The sequence below is a fragment of the Chitinophaga dinghuensis genome (genome assembly GCF_003259435.1).
Taxonomy (GTDB): Bacteria; Bacteroidota; Bacteroidia; order Chitinophagales; family Chitinophagaceae; genus Chitinophaga; species Chitinophaga dinghuensis.
Map to the genome: position 1 here is coordinate 270667 of NZ_QLMA01000006.1, position 16623 is coordinate 287289.

The following is a 16623-nucleotide window of genomic DNA, read 5'->3' on the forward strand; positions in this document are numbered from 1 at the left end:
TGGTTTTTGCTGGTGTATGGCGGATAATTTCTTATCTTCGTACCGACCCGAATTCCCCGGTTAAAAAAAGGGTCAATGCATATGGCAAAATCACAGGAAACCTTCGGCAAAAAAGATCTTGAGAAAAAGAAACAGCAAAAAAAGCAAGAGAAGGAAGAGAAAAAGGCAGAACGCCAGGCTAACAAGAACAAAGGAAAAAGCCTGGAAGATATGATGGCTTATCTGGATGAAAATGGTAATCTCACCAGTACGCCACCTGATCCTTCTAAACGTAAGGAAGTAAACGTTGAAGATATACAAATTGGTGTAGCAAGACAGGTGGAAGAAGAGGTAGATCCTATTCACAATGGCGTAGTGACTTTCTTTAACGAGTCAAAAGGTTATGGCTTCATTAAAGATTCCCGCAGCCAGGAAAGTTACTTTGTTCACATTAAGGAAGCGCTGGATCAGCTTAAAGAGCATGCAAAAGTGACTTTTGAAGTTGGCAATGGTCCAAAAGGTCCGGTAGCGTTAAGAGTAAAACTCGCTAAGTAACTTCCAGAATTATCAAGTGCAGGCAGGCGGGGAGCACCGTCTGCCAGTTACAACTTTCCCTCACTCCCCCTTTCTTCCCATACCACCGTATATCTGCTAAACCTGTATTTTTTACTGAGGTAAACCCATGTGTCAGATGGTTTACCCGAGAATGTATCTGCCCACGTATGGAAAATAATTTTGATACAGCGTCCACTGTACCTGGTATTCCACCACATTTCGAAGCGGAACTGCAAAATGCAGGGATTGACTGTCACGCTATTCTCGAGGCTTTTCCAGCCGCGGCCTGGCTATGTGACCGTAACGGATTTGTACGGGTAATAAACCGGCATGCGGTAAGTCTCGCCGGAAGAATGCCCCGGCTGGGTGAAGACCAATGGTGTATCAGCGTCCGCAGTTATTCCCCCAATGGTAAATTATTATTGCCCGCGGAAACCCCTGCAGCCTATACCTGGTTACATCAGGAACCCTGTCAGGGAAAGGCGGTCATCATGGAAAAGAAAGATGGTAGCCGCAGAATGGTGAAAATTAACACCCATCTGTTACGCGGGAATAACCGTCAGCCGGTGGCGGTGCTATGTGTTGCCAGTCCCACCGCAACGATATATAACGACCAACATTCCCTCCTCGCGGCGATTGTAGCAGATACCTCGGATGCCGTATACAGTGTCTCACAGGAAGGGTTCTTTACTACCTGGAACAAAGGAGCAGAAACGATTTTCGGCTATACAGAAACAGAGGTACTGGGCAAACATATCAGTATGATCATTCCTCCTGACCAGGCAGCGGAATTCCAGCAACTGCGACTGAAAATCTCCCTGGGCGAGCAAATTAATCACCATATTACCAAACGATTATCCCGGGATGGTCGTACGCTGAACCTGGTACTAACTGTATCGCCTATACGCGTTTCCGGAGAATTGCAAGGCGTATCTGTCTTTGCCCGGGAATTCACTCCCATCAATCGTTTACAACAACTGGTACAGGAAGGAGAGGAGCGCTTTCGTCAGGCGGTAGCAGCTACCAACCTGGGCACCTGGGACCTGGATTTCCTGACGGAGCATTTCCAACTTTCGGCCGTTGGCAGAGCCACTTTCGGATTCTCTGCCACTATGCCGGTAAACCTACATATGCTGTACAGCCGTATCTGTCCGGAATACCTGACAGTCGTGAAAAAGTCCGTTGCTACCGCAATTGCAGATAATAAGAAAGGTTATTTTGATATAACATTTCCTATTTACCGCTATGACGATAACGCCACCCGATGGCTCAACATGCGCGGACACGCCTACTTCAATGAAAGAGAAGAAGCAGAGCGCATAATAGGCACTATACTGGATATTACCCTCACGCATCAACTGACGGCAGAACTGGAAGATACCGTTCGTAGCAGAACGATTGAACTGGAAAGGACCGTCAAAATGCTGGAGCATTCCAATGAAGAACTGCGGGAATTTGCCCATCTGGCCAGCCATGATCTGCAGATCCCCATCCAGAATATACAAACCTATGCTGCTGCAGGCAAAGCTCAGGAAGAAGCAGGAATGTTGGCCATGCCCTGGCTGGAAAGGATTTCAGGGACCGCCAACCGTATGTCGGCCCTCATTGCGGAAGTACTGGCCTGGTCTGGATTACCACAGACAGATGCTGCCATGACCACCGTAGATCTCCAACAGATTATGGAAACGGTATTACAGGATTTAGGGCCGATGATCAGTGAGAGAAAAGCGGATATACACTGCGATAACCTGCCATGTATCCGAGGGATGCATCTACCATTATACCGACTCTTTCAAAATATTTTGAGTAATTCACTGAAGTTCTCCAAACGCCAGCCGTTACTGTCTGTCACCGCCCAGGTACTGACAGATGGGGCGCAATTATCTGTTCCTGGATTGGAACCAGGCGTTCGCTATCTTAGATTAAGATTTACTGATAATGGCGTAGGGTTTGATCCCAATATCGCGGAAAAAATATTTGAAAGGTTCTACCGAGGACCTCACCAGGAAAGCTATACTGGTAACGGAATAGGCCTGGCGGTATGCCGGCGGATAGCCGAGATGCACGGAGGTAAGATCTATGCATCCAGCGAGGTGGGAGCAGGCACACGGATCGACGTCTTCCTGCCAGCTATATAATTTAAAAAATTTCATGCCAATGCTGCAAAAACTAATGTATCTTTCCTCCCATACTTAATTATTTTATGATTCTTGATACATTAGACCGTGCTACGCTTTATCATGTGCTGGGAGCGAAATTTGAAAAAGCATTTGACTATCTCCGCCAGACAGATTTCAGTAAAGTAGAAAAAGGGAAATACGAAATAGATGGCGACCATATTTTCGCGATTGTAAATGAATATGACAGCATTGAAGAGGCAGGAGAACAAATGGAAGCCCACCGTAAATACATCGATATTCAATATGTAGTGAGTGGCGAAGAGCGGATTGGACATGATTTTTTGGGAGATAAAAGTCCGTCGAAAGCATATTCTGAAACGGAAGACTATATGCTGTTTGCTGAGAAACCATCCTTTTATACGCACCTGAAAGCGGGCCAGTTTGCAGTATTTTTTCCAACTGATCTGCATATGCCAAATTTACGTATAGCCGGTCCCGTAGCCGTTAAAAAAATAGTAATTAAAATAAGTGTAGCCTGATGGAAATTACATTCAGGAATATCCTTCCCGAGGATAATCCGTTATTGGCCAGCATTATCCGCAGGGGGATAGAAGAGTTTGATGTGCCAACAGAGGGAACTGCTCACTCAGATCCGACTACAGATAATCTGTTTCAGCTTTTTCAAACGCCAGGTTCCTATTATTGTGTAGCAGTATTGGGAGACACGGTTATTGGCGGTTGCGGTATTTACCCAACGCCAGGATTACCGGAAGGTTGTGCGGAACTGGTGCGTTTTTTTCTGTCGCCTGCGGCGAGAGGAAAGGGCTTAGGCGTTAAATTGCTGGAGGAGAGTTATGCAGCCGCCCGCAAGGCAGGTTATACCTCCCTGTACCTGGAATCATTTCCTGAAATGGCCAGGGCAGTAGCGATGTATGAAAAAAATGGATTCAAGTATTTGCCGGCGCCATTAGGCAATTCAGGTCATATTGCCTGTACTGTCTGGATGCTGAAAGAAATTTAACAAATGAGTTTAATAGGAAATTTAATCTGGCTGATTTTCGGCGGCTTCTTCTGCGCCATGGGATATTTCGTGGTGGGTTTTGGATATTGCCTAACTATCATTGGGATACCCTTTGGTATACAATGCTTTAAAATCGGACTTCTGACCCTAATGCCCTTTGGCTCCCAGGTGAGGGAAAGGCAGCAGCCAGTGGGCTGTTTGTCTACCATATTCAATATCATCTGGATATTCACCGGAGGTATATGGATTGCTCTAGGCCATTTGATATTCGGCCTCCTGTTGTCCATTACCATTATCGGGATTCCCTTTGCCAGACAGCATTTTAAACTACTTACACTGACATTCGCACCGTTTGGAAAAGAAGTATATTAAGATATTATTCCTTCAGGGCATAAAGTTATAAAATAGAAAACCCGGCAAGTCACTTGCCGGGTTTTCTATTTTATAACCGCATTATTAATTAAAACCAGGTCATCCGACTATGGCATGAAAACTGGCATAGCAGGGAAGAACCAGCCATTATAGGTAACTGTTTTCTTCAGTTCACCGCTTGTCGCATCATAGAATAAGATGCGATTGATATTGCCTGTAATGGAACCATTAACTGTTAGTGCAATGAGTTCGTTGGTTGCTTTATTATAGCCAATAGCAGAACCATAGAAGTACTGACCGGTAGGCAAGGTGATAAATGGTTGTGCCAGGGAGGAAGCATCGCCAATTACATAACGGTAAGCTTTAGTACCTCCGGAGAAACCTGAGCCAGGAGCGATGAAAATAGCATTTTCCTTCGTGCTCGCACAGATGCTCGCATGACGCCATGCACCCCATGGAGAAGCCACTTTAAAGCCCAGATTCACAGTAGATCTTTCCAGTGTATTAGGGTTGATACGCACCATAGAATCGGCTGTAGCAGCGTATACATCGCCATCTTTTGCTCTGGCAAAGCCCTGGTTAGCTTTTCCGAAGCGTTTAGCAAATTTGTAATCGGCAGTATTGAATGCAACGATACCATCTGTCTGGCTCAGCGCAAAAGCATATTTACCAGCCACGATCACATCGCCGGTATAACCGCTGATGCTGTCGATTTTTTTATCAATAGCCAGGGTAGAAAGACTTACAGGATATACTCCGTCTCCGGTGGTCAGCAAGCCTCTGTATTGGTCAATACCTGCGAAAGCATGACCGTCATTTTTAGGGAGGGAGTTGTTGCGGAGGTATACTTTCATCGTATTCAGATCTGCGGCCACCAAAGGTCCGCCGGCTTTTACCACGAAGTACATTTTATTGTTGAAGATAGTGGCGAATTCCAGGGAGTTACCTGCGGAACCCAGACTATCGCCCGGATTGGATGTTTTATATACATTCCATGTCAGAGAGTCGCCGGAATAGGAATAGAAATGCGCATCTCCGGTTTCATGACCGAACCAACCTTCATTGGCAACAAAGAATCCATTATTATATTTGGATGGAGGCGTAGCAATTTTATCTTCCTTTTTACAGGAGGCCATTGTCAGGGTAGCAGCGAGAAATAATGCGCCGTATAGGCGTTTCAGTTGGGAGCTGCGGAAATTAATATGACGCAGCACTTGCATCACTCGAACAGTTTTCTTCATTCTCTAGATTTTTACGATACATATAAAAACAGTCGGCAACGCAGCTCGCGATACTGCGTGCAGCAAACTTGTTTATCATGATGGCGCATACAAAATTTGTATGTCTTTCATCCTTCTTTTCTCCCGAAAGTGCTGGACGATGGATGCAGCGGGCAGGTCTTCTGGCTTTCCTTCATTTCGGAGGCCTTCCCGTTTCTAAGGAGTAGAGACAGTGGCAGAGGTAGTTCCGAAAAAAGTTTTCATGCAATGAAAACAGGATTACAGCTACGGGGATAGCTCCGGTATTGCACCGGATTCCCTTTTAATGTTACAGTCAGTACGACTTTAACAACCAGTTGCGAGGCGCAAACCTACATCAACATTTTATAAAAACCTATTCCCTTTTTATTTTTTTTAACATCTCCTTGGGTTACCTCTGTTGTTTTTTTAGTATAAAAGGAAAATGAATCATCCATGCGAAAGTCCATTCCACTGTGGGTCTTACCCGCCCTGTCCCTTGCTGCCTGTAATGTAGCAACTGAAAGAAATCAATCTCCAAACGCCGAAATGATGGCGAATGCTTCCACTGGAAAACTGACGGAGGCAGCTGATTCCGTCAATTTTGAATCAGATATTGAATCATTGAATGCAGCTTCCCGCAAGCGTGTACGCACCGCAGATGTACGTTGCCGCGTAAAAAATGTATTCGATGCTACTACAGCGCTGGAGCGGGTTACAAAGGATTTGCAGGGGATTGTAGCAGAGAGTCACCAGGAAAATACGGTGAGTCAGGATAAGTATGTACCCTATTCGGCTGATTCTCTGATGCATGTTCGTATGTACAGTACCGTTGCACAATTGACGTTACGTGTACCTGTTAATCAGATGGATTCAGTAGTACGCGTATTATCCGGAATGGCTACCTATATTGATCATCGTACGCTCAAAGATGAAGATAAAACCATGCAGTATTTATCTAATTCCCTGCGTAATGAAATCGCTACCCAAACACCGGTGCCTAATAAAAAGCATACCTCCCTGGATATCGCCAAGTATAAAGATGAAAAGGCAGAAAAGGTGATAGACCGTCAGTTGAATAATCTTTCTCTGATGGATGATGTGAATAATGCGACGATTACCATCGCCATGGTCCAGCCAGACAGGGCAGATGTAGTAGTGGAAGTGGATCCTGCCGCCGCTACCAGGGCGGGTTTTGGAACAGAGTTGAAAAATGCATTGTATGATGGAGCAGTCATCTTACGTAACATATTGTTATTCCTGATCACTATCTGGCCATTCCTGCTAGTGGGAGCTATGGCCTGGTTCCTTGTGAAGAAATTCCGGAAAGCTACGCCGGCTGCGTAGTTATGAGTACGTTCATCCGGTTGTTTATGAATCTCTCAGGAAATTATATAAATTGAGGGGATCATAAGAACCGCATGACTAACTCAACCAAACCGCGATTACTATCGCTAGATTTTTTCCGGGGAATCACCGTTGCCGCCATGATTATGGTAAATAACCCAGGCAGCTGGAAATATGTGTATGCCCCACTGGAACACAGTAAATGGAATGGCTGTACGCCAACAGACCTGATATTCCCTTTCTTCCTGTTTATTGTAGGCGTTTCTGTACCGTATGCTATGGGGTCCAAAAAAGAAGATCCCACCCAACACCGTACACTTATCCTGCACGCACTCAGAAGAGCCGCTATCCTGATTCTTATCGGATTGCTGCTACGCATTATGTTTAAATGGGATTTTGCAACATTGCGATTCCCAGGCGTATTACAACGTATCGGTCTGGTATTTGGCGTGATTGCGATACTGTATATCAAAACCGGCAAGCGTACTATCCAATGGGTATTCGGCTCCCTGTTGATCATCTATTGCCTGCTAATGACTGTCGTTCCGGTTCCTGGTACTGGAGTACCAAGTCTTGAACCAGAGGCGAATCTAGGCGCATGGCTGGACAGACTGATCTTCACACCGTCGCATCTCTGGGCTCAAAGTAAAACCTGGGACCCGGAAGGGTTGCTAAGTACCATGCCTGCTGTGAGTACCGGCTTGTTTGGGGTAATGGTAGGCTCCTGGTTGAGAAGAAAAGATAAAGATGATGCCGTAAAGGTTTCCTGGATGTTTGTATATGGCTTTATCGCTGTCATCCTGGCTTTAATATGGGACCCTTTCTTCCCGATTAATAAATCGTTATGGACAAGCTCCTTCGTATTGTATACCGGCGGTCTGGGTACAATGGCACTGGCTATGAGCTACTGGCTCATAGATGTGCAACAACGTAATAAATACCTGACCCCATTTGTAGCCTTTGGCAGAAACGCCATCACAGCCTATGTATTGTCTGCTCTGGTACCGAAATTCATGAGCATGATACCAATAGGCGAAGGCTCCCTCAGTTCCTGGTTAAATGAGTCTGTATGGAATAATATCTTCTCCCCATACAATGCTTCCCTGGCCAGTGCACTGTTCCTGGTATTCCTTATCTGGATACCAATAGCGATCATGTATCGCAAGAATATTATTGTAAAGATTTAATAAAAGATGAACGAAGCTCAAAAGAAAACACATAGTAAGTTTTTAAGTAAAATATTAAGACATAGTCCAGACGCCATTGGTTTGCGTCTGGACAACCAGGGTTGGGCCGATGTGGCAGAACTGATCCTCAAAGCCGGCAACCGCTTCACTATGGCAGAACTGGAGGAAATTGTGGATACCAATGAAAAGAAACGGTTCGCATTCAATGAATCGAAAACCCGTATCCGCGCCAGCCAGGGTCATAGCATAGATATAGACCTGGCCCTACCGCCAGCTGTACCGCCCGCTTTCCTCTATCATGGAACCACCGGCAGTGCCATTAAAGAAATCAGACAGGAGGGTATCAAACGGATGTCCCGCCAGCATGTGCACCTGAGCATTGACAAGGAAACGGCCATCAAAGTAGGCAGCAGACATGGCGTTCCCGTTATCCTTACTATCCGCACCGGAGAAATGCATGCAGACGGATTTGTATTTTGGTGCTCGGAAAATAATGTATGGCTGACAGATGCCGTGCCGAAAAAGTATATCGATTACCCCCATAACTTTCGTTAGATTTGTAGACCCATTCGGAAACCTGTTAAAATACCAAAACAATATGTCTATTACGTCTCAATCGGACCTCAACGGTATGCAGCGTATCAGTGAAATAGTTGCCCATACGCTGAAAGAAATGCGAAATTTTACCAAACCCGGCATGAGTGCCAGGGAAATTGATGAATATGGCGGAGAACTACTGCGCAGTTTTGGGGCGAAATCTGCCCCTAAACTTACCTATGGCTTTCCTGGCTGGACATGCATCAGCGTCAACCACGAAATTGCTCATGGCATTCCAACAGCAGAGAAGATCATTCGGGAAGGAGACCTGATCAATATTGATGTTTCCGCAGAACTAGATGGCTATTGGTCCGATAATGGCGGCTCCTTCGTATTAGGAGAAGACATTCACGGATATCAGCCATTGGTAGATGCATCCAAACAAATCCTGCATAAAGCAATACATGCCATTCGCAGCGGAATCCGCATTTGTGAAATCGGAAGACTGATAGAAAATGAAGCCCGCAGCGCCGGATACACCGTTATCCGTAACCTGGGCGGACATGGCATCGGTAAAAAATTACACGAGTCTCCCTCTGATATTCTCAATTGCTACGACCACGCTAACAAAAGCAGGTTCAGAAGAAATGGAGTGGTAGCCATCGAAACATTTATCTCTTCAGCCTCCAATTTCGCTAACCAGGAAGAAGACGGCTGGACGCTCACTGGCAACCGTGGCGGAGTAACTGCACAACACGAACATACCATCATTATTACCGATGGCGCACCAGTAATACTGACTGCCGCCAACGAAATCTGGAATTAATTGGTAATTTGCGCCCATTATGTCTTTATACACAAAAAGTGGCGCCATTACCATCACTTGTAATAAGCGCCTGACTCCTTACCTGGAACAGGAAGTAAAAGATCTGGGCTTCACCCTGGAAGATACTTTTGTAACAGGTGTACGTTTACAGGGAACCATTAACGACTGTATCCGGCTCAATCTGAACCTGCGCTGCGCCAGCCAGGTACTCTATAGCTTGAAACAATTCAAGGCACAAGATGCAGATGAAATTTATCTGCAACTGAAAGCCTATGCCTGGGAAAATATCCTCAAAGCAGATGGCTATTTTTCTATCACCAGCAATGTCCTGAATGAAACCATCAACAACAGTATGTTCGCCAATCTGCGGGTAAAAGATGCGATTGTTGACAGACTTCGGGAAAAGACCGGCAAACGACCATCTACCGGCGCAGAACTCACTGGAGCAGTAGTAAACCTCTTCTGGAAAAACGAAGACGCCGAGATTTTCATCGACACTTCCGGAGATTCGCTTGCCCGCCACGGCTACAGGAAAATTCCTGGTAAAGCACCTATGCTGGAAGCTTTGGCAGCCAGCACCATCCTGGCTTCCCGCTGGGACCGGAAATCGCCTTTTATCAATCCCATGTGCGGCTCAGGAACAGTAGCCATTGAGGCTGCCCTCATCGCTACCAACAGCAGACCAGGCCTGTTCAGAGAAAACTATGGATTCATGCACCTCAATGGTTATGATGATAAAGTATATCAAGAGGAGAGAGGATTGCTGGAAAAACAGATCGTGGAAGTTCCAGGGCTGAAAATCATTGCCACCGACTTAAGCGAACAGGCAATACAGAATGCCCGCAAAAACGCAAGAGCCGCTGGAGTAGACGATTTGATTACATTCAGAGTCTGTGATTTCGCCGCAACCACTATTCCTGAAAATGGCGGTGGCGTGGTATTCATGAACCCGGAATATGGCCTGCGACTCGGAGAAATCAGTGCGCTGGAAGAAACTTATGGACGGATCGGCGATTTCATGAAACAGAAATGTGGTGGGTATTTTGGCTATATTTTCACTGGAAACCTTGACCTGGCAAAGAAAATAGGGCTGAAAGCGAAAAGACGTATTGAGTTCTATAACAGTACGCTGGATTGCCGCCTGCTGGAATATGAGCTGTATGCAGGTACCAGAGATCCCCGTAAGCAAGCCAACAACGCAGAATAGATATATTGAAAATAAAAATAAAATCCCGGTATGCCACTAGCGTACCGGGATTCGTATTTCTAAGAGAATTCTAATAACTTTTTACAATGCTTCTAACAGTTTCGCATCACTTCTCTTCTTACCTTTGCGTCGTATCAAAACAAAAATACATGGACTCAGATCCTGCAACGACAAACACATTATTTCATCTCCTGTAACCGTCTCCTCCGCTGGTGATGCCGGTTGCAGGGCAAAACCAGTACTATGTTCAAATTCAATTTTTTCCGCAAACCATTTACTGTGGCCGTTAAAGACGAACTGGCTCCAGAAACACGCCCTGTTATTCACAATCCAGAAATCGAAAGAAATGTACGCCTGCTGGCTTATCGTCCACATAGAATGGTACGTAAAAGCAGAAATGAAATGCTACATTGAAAACTGAACCATGTTCTTACATGGCAGCACTCACATTAATAGGGCGGCTGAAACTCTCTTCCAAAGAGATAATTGTTTCTGTCCGCTCTATTCCTTTTATATGCTGAAGATCATCCTGCAGAATCTTACGCAGCTCCGCACTGTCTTTACAAATAATTTCTGCAAACATACTGTAGGCGCCTGTAGTGTAATTCAGACGTACAATCTGTGGCACTTTTAACAACTGCTTGGCAACATTTTCATATAAGGAACTTTTCTCCAGATAGATACCTATAAACGCCAATACATCATAACCAATGGCGCGGAGATTCACCTGCAAACGGGTGCCGCGGATAACGCCCATTTCATGCAGCTTTTTAATACGTACGTGGATAGTGCCACCGGACACGAAAAGTTTCTTACCCAGCTCAGCGTAGGAAATGCTGGCATCATTGGACATCTCAGATATTATTTGTAAGTCTAATTTGTCAATATTTAACTGGTGGCTCATTTTGGCGATCGGATTTAGATTTTATCTAAAAATAAAACAATTTTTGCAAAAATATCAAAATTCTATCTTTCTGACAATGGCTCCATATTAAATATTTTTACCCCTGATCCATTAACGCCAAAGCTTAAACGAATCTCCATCAGAACTTTTTCCCCTGGCACTTGTTGTAATGTAGAATGCCGGTCATAGATAGTAGTGACGGCAGTGCAGTGACTGTTCACCCTTAAAAAATTCATTATGTATTCCCAATATTTCAAACAGCTTGCGAAAGGTCCGATATGGATGGCGTTTGCCCTGGTAGTTTTACTATTGGGGGCTTGCGGTACCACTGTGCATATGACAGGTACCTGGAAAGCAACGGATGCTCCGGCTGGAGGATATCATAAAATCCTCATTACAAGCCTGTCTTCCAACATGGGCGCCCGCCAAACCATAGAAACAGACCTGGCCGCTACCTTAGCGCAGAAAGGGCTCGTTACAGGAAGAAGCCTGGATATGTTCCCACCGAATTTCGATCCTAAAAATGAAGTGTCCCGTAAAGATATGGCAGAAAAGATCCGTGCAGCCGGTTATACCGCTATCTTAACCACTTCTCTGATCAATAAAGAGTCTGAAACGCGCTATGTGCCTGGTACCATGATGTATGCGCCTTATCCTGCTTATGGTTGGTATGGCAGCTTTTGGGGATACTATGGTTATATGTATGGCACCGTTTACAGCCCTGGCTATTATACAACGGATAAAACTTATTTCCTGGAATCCAATCTCTATGACCTCAACAAAGATGGCAGATTGATCTGGTCCGGACAATCAGAAACCGTAAATCCAAGCAGTCTTGCTTCTTTTGGTAAGGCATTCTCCAAAAGAGTAGCAGATGCATTACAAAACGAAGGCTTGCTCAGTCAATAATACTAGTTTCAGTTGTTTGTTTTTATCAGTGCCGTATCATTCTGGATGCGGCACTTTTTTTATGCAAACTTTCCTTTCTTTGCACAAAATATAAGCATGGAACTGGCACAACCCAACCCGGAGCTGCTGAAGCAGCTGGTGACGATGAAAATGCCTTTTGGCAAATATGAAAATACCGTACTGTGCGACCTGCCAGTTAGCTACCTGGAATGGTTTCAGCGTAAAGGTTTTCCTGCCGGAAAGCTTGGAATGCTCCTGGAAACATTACTGGTGATAAAAATGAACGGACTGGGTTATCTGTTGGAGCCCCTCAAAGGGAAGAAATAACTCAGAACCATGAGCTGCGTTGCTCTTCTTCAGGGTGCGGAGGCGGCACAATCGCCGCAGTAGAGGAATGGGTAGATTCAGTTACAGGCAATGCAACAACCGGTTCTTCGGATTGCTGCACTGCCTGGATATTTTTACGGATGGCGCCTTCTACTACTGCGCCTTCCTCTATTTCAAGAATCATGGCATTGACATCCCCCTTTACATAGGCTTTGGTGGTGACATATGCCTTATTGCTGATGTAAACGTCGCCAAACACTTTTCCGTAAATAACCAGATCTGTGGCATACACATGCCCTTTAATACTGGCATTCTCACTGATAATTAACTTACCGGTCGTCTTTACATTCCCACGCACATGGCCATCTATACGGCCGGAAATCGTAGCGTCTATACCGCCGTTGACAGATACAGACTTTGGAATGCGGAAAGCGCCGGGACGAATCAGGTTACGGAATAAATGTTGAACGTTTATCACACAAACAATTTAGAGGTTAATCGGAATCGTAGTAGCATCAGCTGCTGGCGTATTGGTAACCGGCGCTGGCTTACTCTCATCCTCAAAATAGGATACAAGGGAACTGGCATTTCCCAAATCCAAACCTACACTACGGTGTGGCTTATTATCGGAAATGCGCAGCGAGTTATAAAGATAACCAACACTAACGAGTTTTTCAGGGTCCGGAGCAACTTCTACCGGGATAAAATCTCTGAATTCTTCCACAAAGGCATCTGTCAGCTCTTTATAATGAGCGCCGCCACCCATCAGGTAAATTTTCTCGCAGGTTTCAAAATCCAGATCTGTAAAGTATTTACGCATCAGTGGAGATACCACTTCCTTATAATATTGTGTCAGTACGCCTTTCCTCATATCCCGAAGGTCTATGCGCTTACGATTTGTGAAGATAGAGCCCTTCATGAAGGCGTCGTCTACCTGATGCTCATTTTTCATCTCCAGATAATGCTTCTGGTTCAATTCACGAGTCAGGTTATTGATCGCGTAACGAATACCATGGGAACTGAAACAGGTACGGTGAATAAGGCCGTCGCCAGTAGCCATACCGCCTTCAATGGTGCCAAAACCAAAGCTGATAGCGATAAAGTTTTCCATTGGTTCCGGAATCGTCTTTTTCAACCCAATAATACCGCCCACAATTTCAGGAATGACTTCATACCGCTCAATATCAAACATCCCTTTTTTAAAGGAGCCTTTATTGTTAAAGGTTTGAGTATCATAGTCCACCAGGAAATGTCTTTTGCTCAAAAACTGCTCCGCAGCAGCTTTGTAGATGTTGTAGGTAGAAAACGGGAAGCCCATGGTGATAGAGATAGGTTGCTGCACCTTATCAATGGTATTCAGCAGGGCTGCCTTAAACAGTATCTCATAGTCTTCCTCCTGCGGTGATGCATTCGTCACTCTGCCCGGATTAATACCCCCACGTTTGGCCATGTTACCTACCAGGTACCAGGTCTCGTCTTTTTTAATTTTTAACCCGTTCAATAAATCTTTACTGGAGTTTTCGGTGTTCCCAAAGGCGGTCTCAAACACACTGGGGAAGCTGGTTGTAGATACTTTCATAGCGTTGTGATAATAACAAAATAGAGATTAAATTTATGAATGTTCAGGACAAATGGGGATGGCATTCAATGAATTTACACTAAATTTAATACAGGTCATCTGAATTTCAAAATGCCCAACCGTTAGTTAACCGGATAATAAACGTGTAAGCTATACCGTTATTGTCTGTAGGTCCTGCTCCCTTGCCCATGCTCACTTTTTCCCCCATAAAGTGCATGAAAAAGTTGTACACAATTCCGCTCTGTCTCCTGCTGGCCTGTAATACCTCCAGTAAGGTCTATACGGCCCCGGCCATGGGCGCCGAATCTAAATTCGATGACGGACTGAGGCCAGAAAAACATCCCCAATATCTGTTCGATAAAAAGACCATGAAAGACATGAAACGAACAGGTTTGTCCTCTGATTATACCCGAAAAAGAAATACCGCTCCCACAGCGCCTGTTAAAAAGTCCGCTCCTGCAGCCGATTCCCTGGCACAGTCATCCGATAGCTCACACGCCGCTCCGCCAAATGCTACGCATACTCCCGTGTCCGATAGTATTCCCACACGTAAAGATTCCATCCAGTAGCTGCATATTTGTTAATTTTGACTTGCAGACAGAAATATATGAAGTCAAGATTAATATTTATCGTTCTGCTGGGAACTATGTTCCAGCAGGCAACTGCGCAGCAGTTGTATATGCCGAGGAATATCAGGCAGGCATATGTAAACGGAACCCGCAGCACTACAGGCGCCCCGGGGCCGAAGTACTGGCAGAACCGCGCCAATTATGATATTAAAGTGTCGTTCGCGCCGAAAAGCAGACTGGTATCGGGCTCTGAAACCGTTATGTATACTAACAACAGTCCGGATACGTTGCGCAACCTCACCCTCAAACTTTTTCCGAATCTCTACCAGCATGGCAGTATCCGTGGTATGCCTATCGCTGCCAGTGATATGGGAGATGGAGTTGCTCTCGCAAATGTGAAAGTCAACGGCATTTCGATAGGGAACCTCAAAACCGCTGGTACCAACTTACAGTTGGACATCCCCGAAACATTGCCTGGAACTCAATTGAAGCTGGAACTCGATTTTTCCTATACGCTCAATGAAACTTCCCATATCCGCACTGGCATGGTAGATCCAGGCGCTCATTTTATTGCGTATTTCTTTCCCCGTATAGCCGTATACGATGATATCAACGGCTGGGACAGAATTCCATATATTGGTACTACTGAGTTCTATAACGATTTTTGCAATTTTAGTGTAGCCATCACCGTGCCCGGCGATTACCAGGCCTGGGCTACCGGCGACCTGAAAAACGGCCCGGATGTTCTGCAGGCAAAATACTTGCAACGCATTGCACAAGCTGAAAAGAACAACGATATTATCACCATCATTGATAATACCGATCTGGCCGCTGGCAATATTACAAAGAACAGTACCAGCAACACCTGGCATTATGAGGCCAATAATGTGACCGACTTTGTTTTCGCGGTGAGCAATCACTACATCTGGAAATCTTCCAGCGTGGAGGTAGATCCTAAAACCAAACGCAGAACCCGCGTAGATGCAGTATTTAACCCGCAGCATGAGGACTTCCACGAGGTGCCTTCCTTCGCCAGGAAAACAGTGGAAAGTATGAGCTATCGCTTTCCTCGTTGGCCTTATCCATATTCCCATGAAACCGTTTTCGACGGCCTGGATCAGATGGAATATCCCATGATGGTCAATGACAATCCACTGTCCAGTAAAGAACAAACCATCGAACTAACAGACCATGAAATCATGCATACCATGTTTCCTTTTTACATGGGTACCAATGAAACACTGTATGCCTGGATGGATGAAGGCTGGGCTACTATCGGTGAGTGGCTGATCTCTCCAATGATTGATTCCACTATCATTGACAATTATGGTATGGCCCCTTATAATACCATTGCTGGCCGTTCTCAGGACCTGCCTATCATGACTGCCTCCAATCAACTGACGGAATCCTATATGGTGAATTCCTACCCTAAACCAGGATTAGGATATCTCTATGTGAAAGACTTACTGGGAGACAGTCTTTTCCTGAAAGCATTACACCATTATATCGCTACCTGGAATGGCAAACACCCGCAGCCATATGATTTCTTTAATTGTATGAATGCCGGTGCTGGCCGCAATCTGAACTGGTTCTGGAAAAGCTGGTTCTTCGATGATGGTTACCCAGATCTGGCCATTACTTCCGTAAACCAACAAGGAAAAAATGGTTCCGTAGTGGTGACTTCAATAGGAACCAAACCTATACCTGTTGATCTGACCCTGTACTTCACAGATGGATCTACCCAACAGCTGCACCGGACAATCGCCTGTTGGGAGCATGGCGAGAAGACTGTCCGCGTGGACTTTACGTCTCCCAAAAAAATCAGCAAAGTGGTACTGGGAAATACCTGGTCTGCAGATGTTGATCCCAGCAATAACGTATATACGATGCCGAAATAATATTAGGAGGTGGCAATGCCCCCGGAAATACAAAGGCGCAAAGAAGGA

At 45.3% G+C, this 16623-nt stretch carries 19 protein-coding genes and 1 riboswitch; of the genes, 15 read left to right on the forward strand and 4 right to left on the reverse strand.

Annotation, left to right across the window (positions count from 1 at the left end; translation table 11 throughout):
* Nucleotides 1–81 precede the first annotated feature (81 nt).
* From CLV59_RS18720 to CLV59_RS18740, 5 genes are all read left to right on the forward strand, one after another.
* Nucleotides 82–534, forward strand: coding sequence for a cold-shock protein (locus CLV59_RS18720; protein ID WP_111593828.1), 453 nt, complete (start codon nt 82–84; stop codon nt 532–534).
* Nucleotides 535–701: 167 nt separating this feature from the next.
* Nucleotides 702–2672, forward strand: a complete 1971-nt coding sequence (locus CLV59_RS18725; RefSeq protein WP_111593605.1) for a PAS domain-containing sensor histidine kinase — start codon at nt 702–704, stop codon at nt 2670–2672.
* Between the two features lie 65 nt (nt 2673–2737).
* Nucleotides 2738–3193 carry a YhcH/YjgK/YiaL family protein gene (locus tag CLV59_RS18730; RefSeq protein WP_111593606.1) on the forward strand — a complete coding sequence of 152 codons (456 nt, stop codon included), beginning with the start codon at nt 2738–2740 and terminating at the stop codon, nt 3191–3193.
* On the forward strand, nt 3193–3675 hold the full coding sequence (locus CLV59_RS18735; RefSeq protein WP_111593607.1) for a GNAT family N-acetyltransferase: 483 nt from the start codon (nt 3193–3195) through the stop codon (nt 3673–3675). The genes CLV59_RS18730 and CLV59_RS18735 overlap by 1 nt, the downstream gene beginning before the upstream one ends.
* A 3-nt stretch (nt 3676–3678) precedes the next feature.
* The gene (locus tag CLV59_RS18740) at nt 3679–4047 is read left to right on the forward strand and encodes a YccF domain-containing protein (RefSeq protein WP_111593608.1); all 369 of its coding nucleotides are present in this window, start codon (nt 3679–3681) and stop codon (nt 4045–4047) included.
* Between the two features lie 107 nt (nt 4048–4154).
* Here CLV59_RS18740 and CLV59_RS18745 read toward each other — a convergent pair whose 3' ends face one another.
* Nucleotides 4155–5288: a DUF5074 domain-containing protein gene (locus CLV59_RS18745; RefSeq protein ID WP_111593609.1), complete on the reverse strand. Its 1134-nt coding sequence runs from the start codon at nt 5286–5288 to the stop codon at nt 4155–4157.
* Between the two features lie 134 nt (nt 5289–5422).
* Nucleotides 5423–5639: riboswitch (cobalamin riboswitch) on the reverse strand.
* A 102-nt stretch (nt 5640–5741) separates the two neighbouring features.
* On the opposite strand from CLV59_RS18745, the gene CLV59_RS18750 reads away from it, so the two are divergent.
* The 6 genes from CLV59_RS18750 to CLV59_RS28960 all read left to right on the forward strand — a co-directional run bounded on the left by CLV59_RS18750 (nt 5742) and on the right by CLV59_RS28960 (nt 10803).
* Nucleotides 5742–6632, forward strand: coding sequence for a DUF4349 domain-containing protein (locus tag CLV59_RS18750; protein ID WP_111593610.1), 891 nt, complete (start codon nt 5742–5744; stop codon nt 6630–6632).
* Between the two features lie 74 nt (nt 6633–6706).
* The gene (locus CLV59_RS18755; protein WP_111593611.1) at nt 6707–7819 is read left to right on the forward strand and encodes an acyltransferase family protein; all 1113 of its coding nucleotides are present in this window, start codon (nt 6707–6709) and stop codon (nt 7817–7819) included.
* A 6-nt stretch (nt 7820–7825) separates the two neighbouring features.
* Nucleotides 7826–8374, forward strand: coding sequence for an RNA 2'-phosphotransferase (locus CLV59_RS18760; RefSeq protein ID WP_111593612.1), 549 nt, complete (start codon nt 7826–7828; stop codon nt 8372–8374).
* A gap of 43 nt (nt 8375–8417) precedes the next feature.
* Nucleotides 8418–9182, forward strand: a complete 765-nt coding sequence (gene map, locus CLV59_RS18765) for a type I methionyl aminopeptidase (protein ID WP_111593613.1) — start codon at nt 8418–8420, stop codon at nt 9180–9182.
* Nucleotides 9183–9201: 19 nt separating this feature from the next.
* Entirely contained in the window at nt 9202–10389 is a 1188-nt protein-coding gene (locus CLV59_RS18770; protein WP_111593614.1) for a THUMP domain-containing class I SAM-dependent RNA methyltransferase, read from the forward strand.
* 243 nt (nt 10390–10632) lie between these two features.
* A complete protein-coding gene (locus tag CLV59_RS28960) occupies nt 10633–10803 on the forward strand; it encodes a hypothetical protein (protein ID WP_170137811.1) in 171 nt (56 codons plus the stop codon).
* A 16-nt stretch (nt 10804–10819) separates the two neighbouring features.
* Here CLV59_RS28960 and CLV59_RS18775 read toward each other — a convergent pair whose 3' ends face one another.
* Nucleotides 10820–11293, reverse strand: coding sequence for an Lrp/AsnC ligand binding domain-containing protein (locus CLV59_RS18775; protein ID WP_111593615.1), 474 nt, complete (start codon nt 11291–11293; stop codon nt 10820–10822).
* Nucleotides 11294–11530: 237 nt separating this feature from the next.
* Between CLV59_RS18775 and CLV59_RS18780 the strand changes: the two genes are divergently transcribed.
* Nucleotides 11531–12202: a hypothetical protein gene (locus tag CLV59_RS18780; RefSeq protein ID WP_111593616.1), complete on the forward strand. Its 672-nt coding sequence runs from the start codon at nt 11531–11533 to the stop codon at nt 12200–12202.
* Nucleotides 12203–12298: 96 nt separating this feature from the next.
* On the forward strand, nt 12299–12529 hold the full coding sequence (locus CLV59_RS18785) for a DUF3820 family protein (RefSeq protein WP_111593829.1): 231 nt from the start codon (nt 12299–12301) through the stop codon (nt 12527–12529).
* Nucleotide 12530: 1 nt separating this feature from the next.
* On the opposite strand, the gene CLV59_RS18790 is transcribed toward CLV59_RS18785, so the two are convergent.
* The gene (locus CLV59_RS18790; protein WP_170137812.1) at nt 12531–13007 is read right to left on the reverse strand and encodes a bactofilin family protein; all 477 of its coding nucleotides are present in this window, start codon (nt 13005–13007) and stop codon (nt 12531–12533) included.
* Nucleotides 13008–13016: 9 nt separating this feature from the next.
* Nucleotides 13017–14108 (reverse strand): ParM/StbA family protein, encoded by a 1092-nt coding sequence (locus CLV59_RS18795; RefSeq protein WP_111593618.1) that lies wholly within the window; start codon nt 14106–14108, stop codon nt 13017–13019.
* A 215-nt stretch (nt 14109–14323) separates the two neighbouring features.
* Here CLV59_RS18795 and CLV59_RS18800 point away from each other — a divergent pair, with 215 nt between their 5' ends.
* On the forward strand, nt 14324–14677 hold the full coding sequence (locus CLV59_RS18800) for a hypothetical protein (RefSeq protein ID WP_111593619.1): 354 nt from the start codon (nt 14324–14326) through the stop codon (nt 14675–14677).
* A 38-nt stretch (nt 14678–14715) separates the two neighbouring features.
* Nucleotides 14716–16575 carry a M1 family metallopeptidase gene (locus tag CLV59_RS18805; RefSeq protein WP_111593620.1) on the forward strand — a complete coding sequence of 620 codons (1860 nt, stop codon included), beginning with the start codon at nt 14716–14718 and terminating at the stop codon, nt 16573–16575.
* Nucleotides 16576–16623 lie beyond the last annotated feature (48 nt).

Excerpts from the sequence above, each read along its gene's own strand:
- CLV59_RS18720 (WP_111593828.1), top strand. The coding sequence starts at position 82 with ATGGCAAAATCACAGGAAACCTTCGGCAAAAAAGATCTTGAGAAAAAG.
- CLV59_RS18725 (WP_111593605.1), top strand. The coding sequence starts at position 702 with ATGGAAAATAATTTTGATACAGCGTCCACTGTACCTGGTATTCCACCA.
- CLV59_RS18730 (WP_111593606.1), top strand. The coding sequence starts at position 2,738 with ATGATTCTTGATACATTAGACCGTGCTACGCTTTATCATGTGCTGGGA.
- CLV59_RS18735 (WP_111593607.1), top strand. The coding sequence starts at position 3,193 with ATGGAAATTACATTCAGGAATATCCTTCCCGAGGATAATCCGTTATTG.
- CLV59_RS18740 (WP_111593608.1), top strand. The coding sequence starts at position 3,679 with ATGAGTTTAATAGGAAATTTAATCTGGCTGATTTTCGGCGGCTTCTTC.
- CLV59_RS18745 (WP_111593609.1), bottom strand. The coding sequence starts at position 5,288 with ATGAAGAAAACTGTTCGAGTGATGCAAGTGCTGCGTCATATTAATTTC.
- CLV59_RS18750 (WP_111593610.1), top strand. The coding sequence starts at position 5,742 with ATGCGAAAGTCCATTCCACTGTGGGTCTTACCCGCCCTGTCCCTTGCT.
- CLV59_RS18755 (WP_111593611.1), top strand. The coding sequence starts at position 6,707 with ATGACTAACTCAACCAAACCGCGATTACTATCGCTAGATTTTTTCCGG.
- CLV59_RS18760 (WP_111593612.1), top strand. The coding sequence starts at position 7,826 with ATGAACGAAGCTCAAAAGAAAACACATAGTAAGTTTTTAAGTAAAATA.
- map (WP_111593613.1), top strand. The coding sequence starts at position 8,418 with ATGTCTATTACGTCTCAATCGGACCTCAACGGTATGCAGCGTATCAGT.
- CLV59_RS18770 (WP_111593614.1), top strand. The coding sequence starts at position 9,202 with ATGTCTTTATACACAAAAAGTGGCGCCATTACCATCACTTGTAATAAG.
- CLV59_RS28960 (WP_170137811.1), top strand. The coding sequence starts at position 10,633 with ATGTTCAAATTCAATTTTTTCCGCAAACCATTTACTGTGGCCGTTAAA.
- CLV59_RS18775 (WP_111593615.1), bottom strand. The coding sequence starts at position 11,293 with ATGAGCCACCAGTTAAATATTGACAAATTAGACTTACAAATAATATCT.
- CLV59_RS18780 (WP_111593616.1), top strand. The coding sequence starts at position 11,531 with ATGTATTCCCAATATTTCAAACAGCTTGCGAAAGGTCCGATATGGATG.
- CLV59_RS18785 (WP_111593829.1), top strand. The coding sequence starts at position 12,299 with ATGGAACTGGCACAACCCAACCCGGAGCTGCTGAAGCAGCTGGTGACG.
- CLV59_RS18795 (WP_111593618.1), bottom strand. The coding sequence starts at position 14,108 with ATGAAAGTATCTACAACCAGCTTCCCCAGTGTGTTTGAGACCGCCTTT.
- CLV59_RS18800 (WP_111593619.1), top strand. The coding sequence starts at position 14,324 with ATGAAAAAGTTGTACACAATTCCGCTCTGTCTCCTGCTGGCCTGTAAT.
- CLV59_RS18805 (WP_111593620.1), top strand. The coding sequence starts at position 14,716 with ATGAAGTCAAGATTAATATTTATCGTTCTGCTGGGAACTATGTTCCAG.